Origin of the sequence: Binatus sp. (SeqCode) (genome assembly GCF_049584895.1) — a bacterium.
Taxonomy (GTDB): Bacteria; Desulfobacterota; Binatia; order Binatales; family Binataceae; genus Binatus.
The window spans coordinates 1-16,165 of sequence record NZ_JBAUYR010000035.1 but is presented as its reverse complement, the minus strand read 5'-3'; the positions used below and the strand labels follow the sequence as shown (position 1 = coordinate 16,165).

General features: G+C 60.8%; 17 protein-coding genes. 9 read left to right on the top strand and 8 right to left on the bottom strand.

Translation table 11 applies throughout. The features are described from left to right. Positions 1-43 precede the first annotated feature (43 nt). Positions 44-343: a hypothetical protein gene (locus tag WB650_RS06285; protein ID WP_422304398.1), complete on the bottom strand. Its 300-nt coding sequence runs from the start codon at positions 341-343 to the stop codon at positions 44-46. Positions 344-723: 380 nt separating this feature from the next. Between WB650_RS06285 and glgC the strand changes: the two genes are divergently transcribed. Further along, the gene (gene glgC / locus WB650_RS06280; RefSeq protein ID WP_422304397.1) at positions 724-1,959 is read left to right on the top strand and encodes a glucose-1-phosphate adenylyltransferase; all 1,236 of its coding nucleotides are present in this window, start codon (positions 724-726) and stop codon (positions 1,957-1,959) included. Then, positions 1,960-3,048, top strand: coding sequence for a lysophospholipid acyltransferase family protein (locus WB650_RS06275; RefSeq protein WP_422304396.1), 1,089 nt, complete (start codon positions 1,960-1,962; stop codon positions 3,046-3,048). Between the two features lie 16 nt (positions 3,049-3,064). Here the strand turns inward: WB650_RS06275 and WB650_RS06270 are convergent, their stop codons facing one another. Beyond that, a complete protein-coding gene (locus WB650_RS06270) occupies positions 3,065-3,205 on the bottom strand; it encodes a hypothetical protein (RefSeq protein ID WP_423959848.1) in 141 nt (46 codons plus the stop codon). 52 nt (positions 3,206-3,257) lie between these two features. Between WB650_RS06270 and WB650_RS06265 the strand changes: the two genes are divergently transcribed. Continuing rightward, entirely contained in the window at positions 3,258-3,737 is a 480-nt protein-coding gene (locus WB650_RS06265) for a hypothetical protein (RefSeq protein ID WP_423959846.1), read from the top strand. Positions 3,738-3,796: 59 nt separating this feature from the next. Then, entirely contained in the window at positions 3,797-4,126 is a 330-nt protein-coding gene (locus WB650_RS06260) for a winged helix-turn-helix domain-containing protein (protein ID WP_422303260.1), read from the top strand. Here WB650_RS06260 and WB650_RS06255 read toward each other — a convergent pair. Both WB650_RS06255 and WB650_RS06250 read right to left on the bottom strand, forming a co-directional pair. Further along, the gene (locus WB650_RS06255) at positions 4,123-5,016 is read right to left on the bottom strand and encodes a CPBP family glutamic-type intramembrane protease (protein ID WP_422303259.1); all 894 of its coding nucleotides are present in this window, start codon (positions 5,014-5,016) and stop codon (positions 4,123-4,125) included. The two genes, WB650_RS06260 and WB650_RS06255, sit on opposite strands and share 4 nt — an antisense overlap. Before the next feature lie 283 nt (positions 5,017-5,299). Further along, the gene (locus WB650_RS06250; RefSeq protein ID WP_422303258.1) at positions 5,300-6,046 is read right to left on the bottom strand and encodes an SDR family NAD(P)-dependent oxidoreductase; all 747 of its coding nucleotides are present in this window, start codon (positions 6,044-6,046) and stop codon (positions 5,300-5,302) included. Between the two features lie 54 nt (positions 6,047-6,100). Between WB650_RS06250 and WB650_RS06245 the strand changes: the two genes are divergently transcribed. Continuing rightward, the gene (locus WB650_RS06245; protein WP_422303257.1) at positions 6,101-7,456 is read left to right on the top strand and encodes a phosphomannomutase/phosphoglucomutase; all 1,356 of its coding nucleotides are present in this window, start codon (positions 6,101-6,103) and stop codon (positions 7,454-7,456) included. Between the two features lie 4 nt (positions 7,457-7,460). Then, complete coding sequence (locus WB650_RS06240) at positions 7,461-8,528, top strand: mannose-1-phosphate guanylyltransferase (protein ID WP_423959843.1); 1,068 nt, start codon at positions 7,461-7,463, stop codon at positions 8,526-8,528. Here WB650_RS06240 and WB650_RS06235 read toward each other — a convergent pair whose 3' ends face one another. Both WB650_RS06235 and WB650_RS06230 read right to left on the bottom strand, forming a co-directional pair. Further along, positions 8,529-8,984, bottom strand: a complete 456-nt coding sequence (locus WB650_RS06235; RefSeq protein ID WP_422305763.1) for a hypothetical protein — start codon at positions 8,982-8,984, stop codon at positions 8,529-8,531. A gap of 102 nt (positions 8,985-9,086) precedes the next feature. Then, positions 9,087-9,626 (bottom strand): hypothetical protein, encoded by a 540-nt coding sequence (locus WB650_RS06230; RefSeq protein ID WP_423959841.1) that lies wholly within the window; start codon positions 9,624-9,626, stop codon positions 9,087-9,089. A gap of 83 nt (positions 9,627-9,709) precedes the next feature. Here WB650_RS06230 and WB650_RS06225 point away from each other — a divergent pair, with 83 nt between their 5' ends. The 3 genes from WB650_RS06225 (at position 9,710) to WB650_RS06215 (ending at position 14,262) form a co-directional block, all read left to right on the top strand. Continuing rightward, positions 9,710-10,192: an adenosine-specific kinase gene (locus WB650_RS06225; RefSeq protein ID WP_422305767.1), complete on the top strand. Its 483-nt coding sequence runs from the start codon at positions 9,710-9,712 to the stop codon at positions 10,190-10,192. 51 nt (positions 10,193-10,243) lie between these two features. Next, positions 10,244-12,727, top strand: coding sequence for a PBP1A family penicillin-binding protein (locus WB650_RS06220; protein ID WP_423959840.1), 2,484 nt, complete (start codon positions 10,244-10,246; stop codon positions 12,725-12,727). A gap of 170 nt (positions 12,728-12,897) precedes the next feature. Continuing rightward, positions 12,898-14,262, top strand: coding sequence for a Kelch repeat-containing protein (locus WB650_RS06215; RefSeq protein ID WP_423959838.1), 1,365 nt, complete (start codon positions 12,898-12,900; stop codon positions 14,260-14,262). A 12-nt stretch (positions 14,263-14,274) separates the two neighbouring features. Here WB650_RS06215 and WB650_RS06210 read toward each other — a convergent pair whose 3' ends face one another. Then, complete coding sequence (locus WB650_RS06210) at positions 14,275-15,270, bottom strand: molybdopterin-dependent oxidoreductase (protein WP_422303894.1); 996 nt, start codon at positions 15,268-15,270, stop codon at positions 14,275-14,277. Continuing rightward, positions 15,267-16,124, bottom strand: coding sequence for a tRNA (adenine-N1)-methyltransferase (locus tag WB650_RS06205; protein ID WP_422303895.1), 858 nt, complete (start codon positions 16,122-16,124; stop codon positions 15,267-15,269). The genes WB650_RS06210 and WB650_RS06205 overlap by 4 nt, the downstream gene beginning before the upstream one ends. Positions 16,125-16,165 lie beyond the last annotated feature (41 nt).

Sequence of the window (16,165 nt, the reverse complement as noted above, 5' to 3'; positions counted from 1 at the left end):
AATCTAGTGACGGCTTGCCTAGATTAGATGATCCGAGGTCACGTTAATAGCGGGAGTCCGCTCCAGCTTCGTCGTCATCGCTTCGCGTCGGGCCAATCCCGGTCGGGCGGAACAGTAGCTTGGCTGCGAACAGCTTCTCGCTGATGCGCCCCTGCGATTTCAGTTGGCCGCCATGACGCTTGCAGTGCGGACACGGCATCGTGCCACCGAGCAGGCTGGCGTTTTGAGGGGTGATCCTGAGATCGAACTTGAACCCGCAGCCGGGATTCTGACAGATGGTGCGGTAAACGATTCCCGGCGTGCCGGTGCTTTTGGTTTCATGTCTGGTGACCGCTGTCTGCATTTTCTCTATCCTCCGCTCCCGCGCTACCGCGTGAGAGGCTTGCATCCGATTAAAGTAATCACGACTAGCAACTTAGACGTAAGATCGTCAGGTTAGTTTCAAGCAAATGACGTGCCTCGGAGGACAATTGGCTGTAAAAGCCAAAATCTAGTAAAATCAAGGTTAATTCGCACAGCACTACTCCCTCGATATGACTGACTCCTGCTCCCATCCGGAAATTCCTGCGCTATCTGCCACAATTGACGGATTTCACGAACAAAATAAGCTCCATATTGGGACTTGGATGGATGGCTTTCGATGCGGCTGCGGGACACTTATACTTGGCGGGCTGATTTTGCCGGGGATAGCTGCGAGATGACGATTCGAGGCATTTTGTCCAAATGAGAACGTTGGCGCTGGTGATGGCAGGGGGGCAGGGCACTCGGCTTCATCCCCTGACCCGGGATCGCGCCAAGCCGGCGGTGCCGTTCGGCGGCAAATACCGCATCATCGATTTCGTTCTCTCCAACCTCGTCAACTCGGGCATCTACGCAATCTACGTATTGGTGCAATGGCGGTCGCAATCGCTGATCGAGCATCTCAAGGACGGATGGCAATTCGGCGGGATGCTGCCCGACCACTTCGTCATCCCGGTGCCGGCCCAGATGCGGATGGGCGAATTGTGGTACCAGGGCACCGCAGACGCGATTTTCCAGAATCTCAATCTTATCGACGACACCAAGCCGGACCTGGTCGCAGTTTTCGGCGCCGACCACATCTACCGGATGGACATCCAGCAGATGATCGAGTTTCACATGGAGCGCAAAGCGGCGGTCACCGTCGCGACGCTGCCGGTGTCGGTTGACGAAGCGGATCAATTCGGCATCGTGCAGGTCGATTCGGGCTTGCGCGTCTCGGGCTTTGTCGAGAAGCCCAGCAATCCGCCGCAGATGCCCGGCGCTCCCGGACGATCGCTGGCCTCGATGGGCAATTACCTGTTCAGTCCCGAAGTATTGCGCGAGGCTCTGATTGAAGATTCGATCAACGAAAAAAGCAATCACGATTTCGGCCGCGACCTTATCCCGGCGCTTATCAATCGGGTGCCGGTTTACGCGTACAACTTCATGACCAATCGGATTCGCGGCGACTCCGAGGTCAATCTCAGTTACTGGCGCGACGTCGGGACGCTCGACGCGTACTACGAGGCCAACATGGACCTGCGCGACGCGCGTCCGCATCTCAACCTGTACAATGCGTACTGGCCGTTGCGCACCGCGTACTACGATCAGCCGCCGGCGAAGTTCGTGTTCGACGAGAACGGGCGGCGCGGACTGGCGCTGCATTCGGTAATCGGCGAGGGATGCATCGTGTCGGGCGGGGCGGTTCGCAACTCAGTGCTCGGGCGAATGGTGTTCGTGCATTCGTACAGCCTGGTCGAGGATTCGGTCATCATGGACTATGCGGTAATCGGGCGGCACGCGAAAGTTCGCCGCGCGATTATCGACAAGAACGTCTTTATTCCTGAAGGCGAAGAGATAGGATACGACCTCGAGCGTGACCGTCAGCGATTTTTCGTCACCGATTCGGGCCTGGTCGTGATTCCCAAGGGCCCCAAGCGCGAACGATCGGAACTGTAGATGGCGCCAGCTTCTCCGTCAGCACATCCAAAGCTCGATCGCAACGAATCGCAGGCTTCGACCGGCGACATGCTGCGCCGCGGCGACGCGCCAGCCGGCTCGACCGATGGCGCCCCGCAGAGGTCAGACTTTCCACTATCGCTCGGGAAGCCGAGGAGCACCCGCGTCCAGCTGGGACTCAAAGATCGACTGATCTTCTGGGTGTTGATCGCCGTGCTCCATGGTTTCAGCCTTCTGCCGGACTTCATTCTGTATAGGTTGGGAATCGCCTGCGGTTTAATCTTCCATCGCTTCGATCATCGGCACCGGAAAATTGGAATCCGCAATCTCGAGATCGCATTCCCCGAAAAGAGCGTCGCTGAGCGAAATCGAATCCTGCGCGCGTCGTACATCAACCTCGGCCGCTGCGGAGCCGAGTACGTCCGACTGGGCGGATTCTTCTACCGCCGGCTCGGGCGTCGAATTACCTACAACCGCCTCGACGTCTGGAATGAGCTCCACCCGAGGTACCCAGGCAAGGGCGCGCTGATCCTGACGGCGCACTTCGGAGGCTTCGAGCTGCTGCCCGCGGGCCACGCGCTGCACGGCTTCCAGATTGGACTCGTGCATCACACGCAGCGCTTCCTGGCAGGCGACGACCTGGTGTCGTTCATCCGCGAGCGCGCGGGGGTACAGGTAATCCGCAAGCATACGGCAGCGCGCGAGATGCTGCGGTCGCTGAGGCGCGGCGAGATCATCGGTATCCCGCTCGATCAGAACGCCAAGCGCTCGGAGGCAATCTGGGTCCCGTTCTTCGGCGAGCTGGCCGCAACGCCCAGCGGCTTCGATCGCCTCGCGATGATGGCTGGCGCCCCCGTGGTCCCGGTCTTCATCGTGCGCCAGCCGGACGGCATCAGCCACGTAATAGAGATTTACGAGGAGATCCCGCAACAGCGCACCGGCGACCGCAACGCCGACGCCCTCGTAAACACCGCCCGCTACCAAAAAGCCATCGAAGAGATGGTCCGAAAGTACCCCGAGCAATGGCTCTGGACCCACCGCCGCTACCGCACAAGGCCAGTGAGGGGCACCCCGTCGCTGTACGACTAGTTAGTTGATTGCAGCATCACGGCTGGTGATGCTCGAAAGCCGCGACCATCTGATGGCGACAGCCGATCCGCGATTCAAGGACGCGGTGCTCGAATTCCTCGGTGCTGTCTCCCGCTTTAGCCGACGGACCTACGAAGCTGCCAGACTCGTATGTCATGGAGTTATGCAAATATCCAGAAATGTCAGTCTTACATAGCGAGAGGAAATATATGACCATGTTGCGCTCAATCAAAATTGATCTCGACGTCTACAAGAAAATCGTGTCCAAAATGGTTGATACCGACAGAGACGAGAACGACGCATTGCATCGGATTCTGGGAGTGACCTTTTCTAACGGAACCGAGTCGGCGGTAAGCGGCAACAACGGGTGGTCTGGTCATGGTGTGCATCTCCCAGAAGGAACCGCGCTCAGACTCACGCACTTGGGGCATGAATATACCGCGCAGATACAAAAAGGGGCTTACCTCGTCGAAGGTAAACTCCACTACAGCCCGTCGGCCGCGGCCGAGGCTGTAGCCAGGACTCGTACCGGCGCTAAGCCAAGTCTCGACGGTTGGAAATATTGGGAAGCGCAACTAGTGGGTGAAACGGGTTGGAAACGTCTCGATGATTTGAGAGCCCAAGCTCGAGGCAGCCAGTCCGTTAAGCCACCGCGCCGCAAACGCCTAGACCAGAGGGTCGTATCCTAATTTCACTGTGCGTTCTCCGATCAACGACCTCGAGCGGGAGAATCCGCAAGGAGCAATAGATGTACTTCCCAGATTGCCAAGAGATGGACGAACCGCTGCTCTGCTTCATCTACTACAACGGAGGCTCAAACTACTCCGTCCGACCCAGTGAAACTTACGAGCCTTTGGCGGGTTTCTTCATGCTTAGCGAGGAAGACAAAAGGCGCCCCCGTCCTGACGGATATACGGGAGTGCATTGGAAAAACTACGTGCAATGGGCACGCCAGAGATTGATCAATCACGGATTTCTCGACGGGTCTACACGAGGTATTTGGCGACTCTCACCCGCTGGAGTGAATCTGGCATCGAATGTCGCGGCCCGTTACACGGCACTTCGACTCTCGGACTAGGATACTACGTCGAGAGCAGCTTTCTGCACGCCCGCGATCGGACGAAGCGTCGCCAGTATAGCTATCGCGATCACCCACGCGGTGGCGCCGCCTATCAATGGGATTGCGCCGCCGCCTGCTATCCACCATGGGATTGCGGCGCGGTTCAGGATTATTTTCGGCCACATCTTTGCGCCCAGCACGAAGCCGCAGTGCAGGCCGATCGAGAAATACACACTGCCCGTTAGAATATATGCTTCGCCGAGAACTATCCCGAGAAGGAAGAGGCCGATCAGTGCGGGAATCGCGATCCCCGGATCCTTGAACTGGTCGATGCTGTGCGCGAGCGTGATCAAGCCGGCGGCGGGCTGGTAGCCGGTCACGTAAAAGCGCGCCGGGGAGCGCACCAGATGCGCGATGGCGTAGATTGCGGCGCTCGCGATCAGCGCTATCCGGTTGCCGAAGTCGCGCGCCATGCCACCGAGCAGGAATGCCCGGAAGAATGCCTCCTCGATGAACGCGATCGCTATCGCCGAGAGAAAATATTTCGGTATCAACGCTGCCGCCGCTTCGTGATCGCCGACTCCACCGCCGCCGACTGCGAGCGCCAATCCGAATAGAATCGCGATCGACAGCATAGCGACTCCGAAACCGCGAATCGCGCGCGCGATGCTAATTGCCAAAGGATGTTTGAAGCCGCGGCGTAGCAGCGGGACGAGATTGAGGTCGCGCGCCGAGAACAGCATCGCGATCAGCAGCGTCGCCATCACAGTGCGATCGAAGATTCGAGGAAAGGGGTAGCGCAATCCCACCGCCGAGACCGCGATTGCCACGAGTGGCGCGACGATGATCGCGGCGACGATCCCTGCGACTAGCACCAATGCGAATCGCGCAGTGAATGATCGATGCACGCTACCTAACCCCTAATTCCTTCCCTCGAGAGAAAGGGGACAATCGAGTTCAGTCTCTGCACGCGTCACAGAACCCTCACCTACCGGCCGCGATGCGGCCGCCTCCTCTCCCGTAACGTAACGGGCGAGGTAAGAATCGGAGCCTCACCTCTACTCAAAAGTTCTAACAGGGACGAAGTCCCGCATCCTCTCTTAACACTGGGTGCAGGGGTCACCCCTGCCCAGGGAAGCGTGAAACCCACGGCGGGTTTCACATTAAATTAAGTTCCCCCACCTCGTTCGCTCAGCGCGGGCGCTCCGGATCGAGTTGCGGCTCGAGCGTTACCTCTACCGGGCAGGAGCGCGCGGGAGAGTTTACGATCTGCATGACGGCGTGGGCGACGTCGGCTGTTGAAAGCATTGCGGCGCGATCGAGCCGCTTGTTGTTTGGGATCAGCGCGGTATCGACCAGGCCGGGAACGATGACCGAGAGCTTCAGTCCGCTTTGACGCATCTCGTGGAACGACGCGCGTGTGAATGCGATCAGCGCGGCCTTGGTCGCGGCATAAACGGCCTCGCCGGCGGGCGCTTTGATCGCGGCCGAGGATGCGACGTTGATGATGGTGCCGGCACCCAGCGGGGTCATCGCGGCAGCGGCGAGGCGCGTGAGCGCGATCGGCGCGCGCAGGTTGACGGCTATTATTCGATCAAGATCGACCGGCCGCATCTTGAGCAGCGGTGTTCGCGGCGGTGCCCATCCTGCATTGTTGACGAGCACGTCGATATGGCCGAAGCAGTCGAGCGCGGCGCCGATGAGCAAGTCTGGCCCATCTTCAGTCGCGAGGTCGACGAGCACAATCAACGCGCGCTCGTGCGGCAGACCGCTCTGGGAGCGGGTCTCCTCGAGTTCGTCGCGCGATCGAGCCGCGAGGCATAGCGAGAAGCCCGCGTGCGCGAGTTCCATCGCGACCGCGCGCCCGATGCCGCGGCCGGCCCCGGTTACTATCGCGACGCGTGCTTCCTGCCCGCCCGATGCATTCGCCGCGGTCATTGATAACCGTGATAACCTTGCGCTGAAGTAATCCCTCGCACAGACTGAACGATAGTGAATTCGCAAGTCTTCCGCGAGTACGACATCCGCGGCATCGTCGCCAACGACTTCGACGACGCGTTCGTAGTCGAACTCGGGCGCGGCTACGCGACACTGTTGCATCAAGCGGGGAAAAAAACCGTCACGCTTGGGCGCGATTGCCGGCTGTCGTCGGATCGCTTGCGCGACCATCTGGCCGAGGGTCTGCTCGGCGCCGGCATCAACCTGGTTGATATCGGCGTGGTGCCGACGCCGCTGCTCTATTTTTCGGTGCTGAGCTGGAAGATGGACGGCGGCGTGATGATTACCGGGAGCCACAACGCGGCCGAGTACAACGGATTCAAGCTGGGCGTCGGGCCGACGACGATTTACGGCGCCGAGATTCAGCGGCTGCGCGAAATAATCGAGCGGCGCGATTTCGTCACGACCGGCGCGAAGGGCACGCTGACCGAGCGTCCGGTGATTCCCGACTACAACGATTTCATCATGTCGCAATTCAAGTTCACGCCCGGGATGAAGGTCGTCGTGGACGGGGGTAACGGATGCGGCGGGGTAATTGCGGCGCCACTGATGAAGCGGCTCGGGCTCGAGACGATTGAGCTCTACATCGAGATGGACGGGCGCTTCCCGAACCATCACCCCGACCCGACCGTCGAGGAGAACATGCGCGATCTCGTCGCGGCGGTGAAGAAAAATCGCGCGGCGATCGGAATCGCGTACGACGGCGACGCCGACCGCGTTGGCGCAGTGGACGAGAACGGAAAGATCGTGTGGGGCGACGAGCTGATGGTGGCTTTCTCGCGGGCGATTTTGCGCGAGCGTCCCGGCGCGACGATTATCGGCGACGTGAAATGCTCGAAGCGGATGTACGACGATATCGCGCGCCACGGCGGACGCCCGATCATGTGGAAGACCGGCCATTCGCTGATCAAAAGCAAGTTGAAAGAGGAGCACGCGGCGCTGGCCGGCGAGATGAGCGGGCATATGTTTTTCGCCGACCGCTATTTCGGCTTCGACGACGCCATCTACGCGTCGTTCCGCATTCTTGAAATTTTGAGCCGCGAGGGCCGCGGCCTCGCCGCGATCCTTGCCGATCTTCCCGCCAGCCACTTCACCCCTGAGATTCGCGTCGACTGCCCCGACGATCGCAAGTTCGAAGTGGTGCGCAAGGCGGCAGAATTTTTCCGCAAGCACTACGAAGTTATCGACATCGACGGCGTGCGGGTGAACTTTCCCGACGGATGGGGCCTAATACGAGCCTCGAATACGCAGCCCGCGCTGGTAACGCGTTTCGAAGCGACCAGCGAAAAGCGACTGGCCGAGATTCGCGCGATTTTCGACGACAAGCTCCGCGAACTTGGCGCGATCTGACCTGATGGCTCGACCTTCCGCGCCGCCGCACGCTTCGGTGCTGATAATTGCGGGTGGCCGCGGCACGCGCTTCTGGCCGGCCAGCCGCGAGGCGAATCCCAAGCCTCTTTTCTCGATTGACGGCAAGACCAGCCTGCTCGCTGCCACGATCGCGCGTCACCTACCGCTCATCCCGCGCGATCGAATATTCGTACTGGCGGCAGCCGCGCACGAGAAGCCGTTTCGCCGCGCGCTTCGCGGCTTGATCCCGGCGCAGAGCCTGATTGTCGAGCCCATGGCGCGCGGCACCGCAGTCGCAATCGCGTACGGCGCCGCGACTATCAAGCGCCGGCTCGGCGACGGAGTTATCGCGTCGGTCGCGGCGGATCACCACATTGTGACCGCCGAGCAATATCGACGCACGCTCGCCGATGCGATCGGCCTTGCTGCATCGAGCGATTCGATCGTGGCGATTGGGATTCCACCGACCCGGCCCGAAACCGGTTACGGCTATCAGAAGACCGGTCCGAAGGTCGGCGCCGGTTTCCGAATCGAGAAGTTCGTCGAGAAGCCTCCGCTCGCAACTGCGCGCAGGATGGTGCGCAGCGGGCGCTACTTCTGGAACGCCTCGATGTTCGTTGCCTCGACGAAAACATTGGCGCGCGAATTTGAATCGCACAGCCCCGAGCTTTGGATCGCCGCGGAAAAGCTTGCGCTGACACCCCGGACGAAACTCGCGCGCGCATACGGCAAGCTGAAGTACGACTCATTCGACCGCGTGATAATGGAGAAGAGCGCCAACGTGCTCAGCGTTCGCGCGCGATTTTCATGGCACGACGTGGGATCGTGGGACGGCTTGTGGGATGCGGTTGGCGACGCTGAGGGCAACGTGATTCGCGGCAACGCGATCGCGCTTGAGTCCGAGCGCGTGCTGGGACATTCGGATTCGCGCCTGATGGTGCTGTTCGGCGTGCGCGATCTGATCGTCGTCGATACCGGTGACGCGATCCTGGTGGCGCATCGCGATCGCTCGCCGCATGTCGGACGCGTCGCTGAGGAACTCAAGCGCCGGGGTTTGCAGCGCTACTTGTAGTCAGTCGAGCGCCATCGCGTCGCACATCATCGCGAGCTTGCGCAGTTCGCTTTCGCGAACTTCATCTTCGAGCGCCAGTTCCAGCAGGGTGGCCGCGACGCCGTCGTCGACCGATTCCCACCGCATCGCGTTGAGTCGCAGGTCCGCCGCGAGCGTGCCCAGCACTTCGAGGTCGCCGCTGAGGCGCGCCCAGTTGTTCGAGCCGTCGTGCAGCGCGGCTTCCGGCAATTTCGACCAGACGTTGTTGTCCGCGAGAATCGAGTTGAGCACCTTGACGTGCCCGGCTTCTTTTTCTGCGAGCGCCTCGACTCCCGTTTTGATATTCGGAGCAGTCATCGGTGCGTGCCGCTTCAAACGCTCGACCAGCCCCTGATTGCGGCCAGTCAGCACGGCCAGTTCCTCGAGCAATTCCGCACGCGCCGATGCCGGCGAAAACAATCTCTGAAAAAATCCCATACCTGTAGCCATCTCCCCACCCAATGCGCGTCGATGTTAGGCAATACGTTAGCGCACCGCGACAATAGCTATCGGCATCGAAGGTGCCGCTGTCAAGGGAGTCTAGGAATTGAACAGCGCGCGCACCAAGGAGGATTCGCGCTGGAAGAATCCGCGCGTGTGGTATGAATCCTCGAGCCGCAGGTGAGCGTAATCAAGGTAGTGGCCGATTTCATGCATCAGGGTTCGCACGAACGTTTTCGGCTTGACGACGTCGTGGCGCTGCGCCGTGCGCATCCAGAGCACGATGTACGGCTGCCTACGATTACGCGGATCGTAAGGATAGAACAGTCCATGCAGCTCGCCGCGGGTGTTGCGAGGACGCACGCCGCGAATCTCGACGTTGACCGGCGGCGTCATGAGGCTCCGGCAAACTTCCGCGGTCAACGCGCGCGCGCAGGTGGTGCATGCCGCCAGGTTTCCGGTCTCGAGCACGCGCATCAGAGCGTCGAGCGAGTTGCGCGCCGCAACGCTGGGGACGTAGTCGAAACGCTCGACGCTGTCGCTTTTCAGATAAGTTCGCTGTGCGCGCGACGAGAGCCGATAAAAATACGCCGGCAACCGCGTCTCCGAATTCGCGCGAAGCTTCAGTCCTGTACCCACCACGCCTCCATCGCCGGATACTCACTTCCGGCGCCGCATCAACGGAAGTATCATCCGCGCAATAGTCACTAGGGGCAAGCACTATGCAACTGAGTATTGTCGAAATCGCAAAACCGGCGGACGCCAACGTCATCGTCGGCCAGGCGCACTTCATCAAGACGGTCGAGGACGTTTACGAAGCTCTCGTGCAGGCGGTCCCGGGAATCAAGTTCGGGCTGGCTTTCTGCGAGGCGTCCGGGCCGTGCCTGATTCGACATACCGGCACCGATCCGGCGCTCGAGAATTCGGCGGTTGAGGCGGCGTCGGCGATCGGGGCAGGGCACGTGTTCATCGTGATTCTCGGCAACGCGTTCCCGGTCAACGTGCTCAATCAAATCAAAATGGTGAGCGAAGTGTGTACGATCTTTTGCGCGACCGCGAATCCGCTCCGCGTGATTGTCGCCGAGGAAGCTGGCGGACGCGGCGTCGTCGGCGTAATCGACGGCAGCTCGCCCAAGGGCGTCGAGAGCGCCAACGATCAGGCGGATCGGCGAGCGATGCTGCGACGATTCGGCTACAAGCAATAGACGTGAATCGGAACGCCCCGATGGATCAGGTTTCGATACGCCGCTAACCTTATGGATGAGGCAGTAAAGATGGGCGGCGGGCGGCAGCCACCGAAATCAAAATCGGATCCGGCGAAAAAGAAACCGCGCGAATGGCGAATCCGCGGATGGCGCGTGCGAAATCTCGTTGCCGGCGGATTCCTGCTGATCTTTTTCGCGCTGGGATTCTACATCGCCCAGTTGTACGGCGAAATTTCTGTGCTGATCGAGCAGCGTCGCGCCGCACTGACCTCCGCGATTTTTTCCGCGCCGTTCCCGATTCGCGCCGGTGACGACCTCGATCGCAGCGGACTGCTGGATCGGCTGGCGCAGTTGAGTTATTCCGAGGTGCCTTCCGCCAATGCTCCCGGCGAATACACCAAGGCTCCGCACGCGCTCGCGCTCTACCTGAGAGCATTTCAATTCGGCGCGAAGCAGTATCCCTCCGAGTTGGTCCGTGTCAGGCTCGAGGGCACGCGAATTTCCGGCGTCGCCGACGCTTTCGGCGTCGCCAAGTCCGACGCGATGCTCGAGCCTGAAGTGATCGGACGCCTCTTAGCCGGCACTCCCGCCGAACGCGTCGAAGTGCAACTGGGCGATTTGAAGCCATACCTGGTGAAGGGACTGCTCGCCAGCGAAGATCGTTATTTTTACTACCATCCGGGAATCGATCCGATTCGAATCGTCGAGGCCGCGATTTCCGATTTTCGTTCGCATCGCCTGGCCCAGGGCGCCAGTACTCTAACGCAACAACTCGCGCGCACGTTTTTGGAAGAGCATCAGCGCAGCTTCAGCCGCAAGTTTCGCGAGCTGGCTGTTGCCGCCGTGCTCGAAATTCGCTTACGGAAAGATGAAATCCTCGAGCGCTACATCAACGACGTGCCGATGGGCGAGTACGAGGGCACGCCGATCGACGGGATGCCCCAGGCCGCGCGATATTTTTTCAACAAGGACCTGTCCGAAGTGACGCCCGCGGAAGCTGCGACGCTGATTGGAATGATCCAGGCGCCGACGCTCTACGATCCGCGGCGTCATCCCGATAACTGCCGCAAGCGGCGCGACGTCGTGCTCGGCGTGATGAAGCATGCGGGCGTGATCGACGACGCCACCTACACAGCCGCCATTGCGACGCCGATTCAGATTACCAAGCCGCCGGGGCTCCGCCGCGCGCCGTACTTCACCGATTACGTGACCGCGTTCGTCAACAGGATTCCTGGTTTCGACGGTCATCTCGCAGGGCTCAAGGTTTACACGACGCTCGACACCGAACTTCAAGTCGATGCCGTCGATGCCATCACCGACAATCTCGCGAAGCTCGAGAAGAGTCATAAGCGCCTGCGCCGCGCAAAGTCTGACGGCAGGCTGCAGACCTCGATGGTCGCGCTGGACGCCGAGAGCGGTGCTATCCGCGCGATGATCGGCGGACGCGACTACTCTGAGAGCCAGTTCAATCGCGCGGCGAACGCCGAGCGCCAGCCCGGCTCCGCATTCAAGCCGATAGTGTATCTAGCCGCGCTCGATCCTGATCGCGCGCCGTTCTCGCCGCCGCTCACGCTCGCATCCACGCTGCCCGACGAGCCGATGACTTTTGCCGACGGATGGACGCCCGCGAATTACGAGCGCAACTATCAACCCCAGGTGACCGTCGTGCAGGCGCTGTACGAATCGCTTAACGTGCCGACCGCTTACGTCGGCAGCGAGCTTGGTCCCGCGACGATTGTGAAAACCGCGCACGAGATGGGCATCCACGAGGATCTCCAGGCGTACCTGCCGATTTCGATCGGCGCTGACGAGACCACACTGCTCGAGCTCACGTCCGCATACCAGGTTTTCGCGACCGAGGGCGATCAGTCACCGCCGTACGCTGTCGAGGCGGTCATCGACGCCAAGGGTCACCTCATTTATCAGCATCAGGACCAGAGCAATCGCATCATCCGCCCCGCCGTCGCGTATCTGATCACGGGCGCTCTCAAAGCCGTGTTGCGCTATGGAACTGGCGCGAGCGCGGGCCGCCTGGGGATCGATTTTCCGGCGGCGGGCAAGACCGGCACAACGCAGGATTACAGGGATGCGTACTTTATCGGCTACACGCCCGCGATTGTTTGCGGTGTATGGGTCGGCTTCGACCAGCCCGAGAGTCTTGGCATGACTGGAGCGCAGGCGGCGTTGCCCGCGTGGGTTCAGTTCATGCAAGATGCGGCGCCGGCGGACCCGGAAGATTTCCCTGAGCCGTCGGGCATCACGATGGCGACGATCGATCCAGAAACCGGCGGCCTCGCAACTCCCGCGTGTCCCAAGCAAATTTCGCTGCCGTTCCTGATTGGCACCGCGCCGACGCAGATGTGTCCGCTGCACGGCGGAATTTTCGCGAGCGTCCCAGTTCCTCCGCCAATGTTCGGTACAACGATGCCTGCCCCAGGAGCGCCGCCGCCACCGCCGGTCGCGGCCGCCAGTCCGTCGTCATCCGATGTGTTCGGCGCGATTGGCCATTTCCTTAAAGGAATTTTTTCTCATTAATTATAAAACAAATCTGATTTCGACCTGAAACTTTTCCTGTCGTGATTCGTCTAATTGGCGCACTATAATAGATACTGATGCCCTTGAATGCGGCAACTTGATATAAGCAATTGCCAAGTTCGAAGAGCCGAGAACTTTTGCAAGAGCATCTGCACATCACACCCCGTGGGGTGAAAACTGCGCTCCGCGCCCTGAGCGTCGCCGGCCTGATCTGTATGTTGGCGGCGAGCGGATGTATCAACGGCCAGGGTGTCGATTCGCCGTCGCAGGACTCAAGCGCCGGCAGCACTGCAGCGCATACCCGCAAAGTCGCAGCTCAAAATCTCAAGTTCGGGATTCCCACCGCGGGCGACGTGTTGATCGCTGGCGGTGCCGACGCTTCGAATGAAAGCATCGCCGACGCGGAATTTTTCAATCCGTCGTCGGGCCAGTTCATTGTGACCGGCATCGGAGCGTCGAGTCGCGCGGCCATATCTGCCGCACCGCTCTCGCCGACGCAGGTGCTGTTCGCAGGCGGCTTCAGCGGCGGCGCGACGATTAAGAATTTTTCGCTCAACCTCGCAGGGAAGGTGCTCAGCAGCGCCGAATCGTTCGACGAGGTGACCGGCGCATTCTCACCCGCCGGCACAATGGGCACGCCGCGAATGGGCTTCACTGCGACCGAGCTGAACAACGGCAAGGTCCTGGTCGCCGGCGGTCTCGACAATCACGACAACGTGCTCGACACCGCGGAACTGTACGATCCCGCGACGCGCAAATTCACCACGGTCGGCAACACGATGGGCGATCGGCGCATGTTTCAGACTGCGACGCTGCTGCTGAGCGGCAAGGTGCTCATAGCAGGCGGCGCGACTAATCTTTCCGGCGACACCACCAACTCCGCCGACATCTATGATCCCGCGTCGAACTCGTTTACGCCGGCGACCTTCCCGATGGACCATCAGCGCGCCGCGCATACCGCGACGCTTTTCACCAGCGGCCCGATGGCCGGCAAGGTGCTGATTGCAGGGGGAGTCGGCGGCTCGAGCTTCTTCTTCAAGGACAGCAGCGCCGAGCTTTACGATCCCGTCTCGCAACAATTCGTGCTGCTGTCGAGCTTCATGAACGAGCCGCGCTCGATGCACACGGCCACGCTGCTCGACAACGGCGACGTGCTGCTCGCGGGAGGCTTCAGCGGCACGGTGGCCGTGACGGGCGGGATGCTCTCGGGCGCGTCGGGAGTGATCAGCAATTCGGCGGAGACCTTCGATCCGAGCAGCGGTGATTTCACCTGCGTCGGCGGATTCAACAACGACACGCTACGATGCAATCAATCGATGGGCGTCGCGCGCGCAGGGCATACGGCGACTCTCCTCGCGACCGGCCTGCATCCGCATCGCGTGTTGATTGCCGGCGGAATCGGTGCCGCCGATCCCGCCGCCCACGGCATCGAACTTAGCAGCGCCGAACTCTTCAATCCGGCGGCTGGCAGTTTCACCGCCACCGGCCCAATGTCCACCGCCCGCGCCCTTCACACCGCCACGTTGCTGCATTAAACAGAATCATTCTCAGACGCGCGTTACTTCCAGTGCGATTCGCGCCTGCCCGCTCATTCCGCTGCCGGTCTGCGGATCGGCGGGCGGCTGCGCGACACCACTGCCGTCAGTCGCGCGTACGCGCATCATGAAATCGCCCGCGGCCTTCGGCGCGAAGCGATATTTCCAGACCGTCCACAAATACGGCGAGCTGTTCTCTACCAGTTGCGCGTCATTCCACGTGACGCCGTCGTCCGCCGACACCTCGACCCGCTTGATTCCCGAAGGTCCGGCCAGTGCCCATCCATACATATCCAAAGGCGCCGTCACCTTGGCCTTGCGATCGAAAATCGACATCAGTCCGCCTTCGACTCGCGGCGAGAAAAATCCCGAGTTGACCTTACGCCAACACGTGTCGCTCCATCCGCGAACCTCCCAGTAGCCGGGAATTTCGTGGTCCGCAAATTCGATTTCGGTGATCCATTTCGGCTGCTTCATTCCGTATTTTCCGGGAATGAAAATTCTGAGCGGATAGCCGTGCTCGGGCGGAAGGGGCACGCCATTCATCAGGTACGGCAGAAAATTTTCTTCGCGCATCAGTTCCTCGACCGGCAACACCGTGTGATAGCCGTCCGCCCCGCGCATCGCGACGAACCGCGCACCTCGCTTGACGCGCACGCGCTCCAGGAGCGGCCGCAGTTGCACTCCAGTCCACTTCGCATTGCCGATCGCGGTGCCGTCGGGCGGATTCGAGATACATTCCAGCGTCAGCATCTCGTCGATCTTCGGAAGCTTGCGAATATCCGCGTAGGAAAATTGCTGCGGATTCTCGACCAGCCCCTTGATACTGAAGCGCCACGAATTGACGTCCACCGACGGCGTGCTCGCGTACGACGTCACGTAAAAATTCTCGTTGGGCGTCGGCCCCCCGAATTTCGACGCCACCGCTGCAGCGCGTGCGATCCGCGGAATGCCTGCGATCGCGAGCGCCGCCCCCGACGCTGCCAGAAATTTTCGCCGCGTGATCATTCGAGCGGTTCGTCTAAATCGGCACCGTTGGACTCCGCTGAATCGGCCGCGACGAACTTCTTCTGCGGGCTCGAAACATCGCCAACCAGCTTGCGCGACACAATGATGAACGCCGAATGCGCGATCATCCTGAAATGCGGCCGTACGCTCATCCCCTTCACCTGCCAATGCCGCAGCAGGGTCTCGAAACTTTCGATCTCGCCGAAATCACTGCGCGCCTGGATAGCTTCGACCGTGTCCTTGAGCTGCACCGCCGTCGGTACATAGCAAACCAGCACCGCGCCAGGCCTCAACGCAGCTGCCGCGACCGCGAGCGCGCGCCCCGGTTCCGCCAGATCGAGAAACATCCGATCGACGCCGGTTTCATCGAAGCCCGTGTAAAGATCGCGAACCTTGATCATCCAATTGGGCGCATCGCCGAAAAATGCGGCCACGTTCTTGCGCGCCGCGTCGGCAAAGTCTTCGCGCAACTCGTACGAAATGACGCGCCCCGCCGGCCCGACCGCCCTCAGCAACGCTATCGTCAGCGCGCCCGCTCCAGTGCCGCCTTCAATCACCGTCGCGCCCGGAAATACGTCGCCCCAAATCAGCAGCGGCCCGGTATCCTTGGGATAAATCACCTGCGACGCGCGCGGCAGATGCGGTATCAGGTCGGCATACGTCGGCCGCAGCACCAGGAACGCCTCGCCGGTCGAAAACTTGACCCGCGATCCTTCCTCGACGCCGAACAGATCGTCGGCGCGCAGCTCGCCGCGGATAAGCAGCTTCTTGCCCGCCCGCAGCATCTTCAGGTAGCGGCGCCCCTTGCGATCGATAAAAATTACGGCGTCATTTTCTTTGAGGCGCGAGTCCAAGATGCTTCAACGCTTGCACGCATCGCGCGCGCCCGCAACAC

Excerpts from the sequence above, each read along its gene's own strand:
- WB650_RS06225 (WP_422305767.1), top strand. The coding sequence starts at position 9,710 with ATGCAACTGAGTATTGTCGAAATCGCAAAACCGGCGGACGCCAACGTC.
- WB650_RS06270 (WP_423959848.1), bottom strand. The coding sequence starts at position 3,205 with ATGACATACGAGTCTGGCAGCTTCGTAGGTCCGTCGGCTAAAGCGGGA.
- WB650_RS06240 (WP_423959843.1), top strand. The coding sequence starts at position 7,461 with ATGGCTCGACCTTCCGCGCCGCCGCACGCTTCGGTGCTGATAATTGCG.
- WB650_RS06210 (WP_422303894.1), bottom strand. The coding sequence starts at position 15,270 with ATGATCACGCGGCGAAAATTTCTGGCAGCGTCGGGGGCGGCGCTCGCG.
- WB650_RS06275 (WP_422304396.1), top strand. The coding sequence starts at position 1,960 with ATGGCGCCAGCTTCTCCGTCAGCACATCCAAAGCTCGATCGCAACGAA.
- WB650_RS06265 (WP_423959846.1), top strand. The coding sequence starts at position 3,258 with ATGACCATGTTGCGCTCAATCAAAATTGATCTCGACGTCTACAAGAAA.
- WB650_RS06285 (WP_422304398.1), bottom strand. The coding sequence starts at position 343 with ATGCAGACAGCGGTCACCAGACATGAAACCAAAAGCACCGGCACGCCG.
- WB650_RS06260 (WP_422303260.1), top strand. The coding sequence starts at position 3,797 with ATGTACTTCCCAGATTGCCAAGAGATGGACGAACCGCTGCTCTGCTTC.
- WB650_RS06235 (WP_422305763.1), bottom strand. The coding sequence starts at position 8,984 with ATGGGATTTTTTCAGAGATTGTTTTCGCCGGCATCGGCGCGTGCGGAA.
- glgC (WP_422304397.1), top strand. The coding sequence starts at position 724 with ATGAGAACGTTGGCGCTGGTGATGGCAGGGGGGCAGGGCACTCGGCTT.
- WB650_RS06250 (WP_422303258.1), bottom strand. The coding sequence starts at position 6,046 with ATGACCGCGGCGAATGCATCGGGCGGGCAGGAAGCACGCGTCGCGATA.
- WB650_RS06220 (WP_423959840.1), top strand. The coding sequence starts at position 10,244 with ATGGATGAGGCAGTAAAGATGGGCGGCGGGCGGCAGCCACCGAAATCA.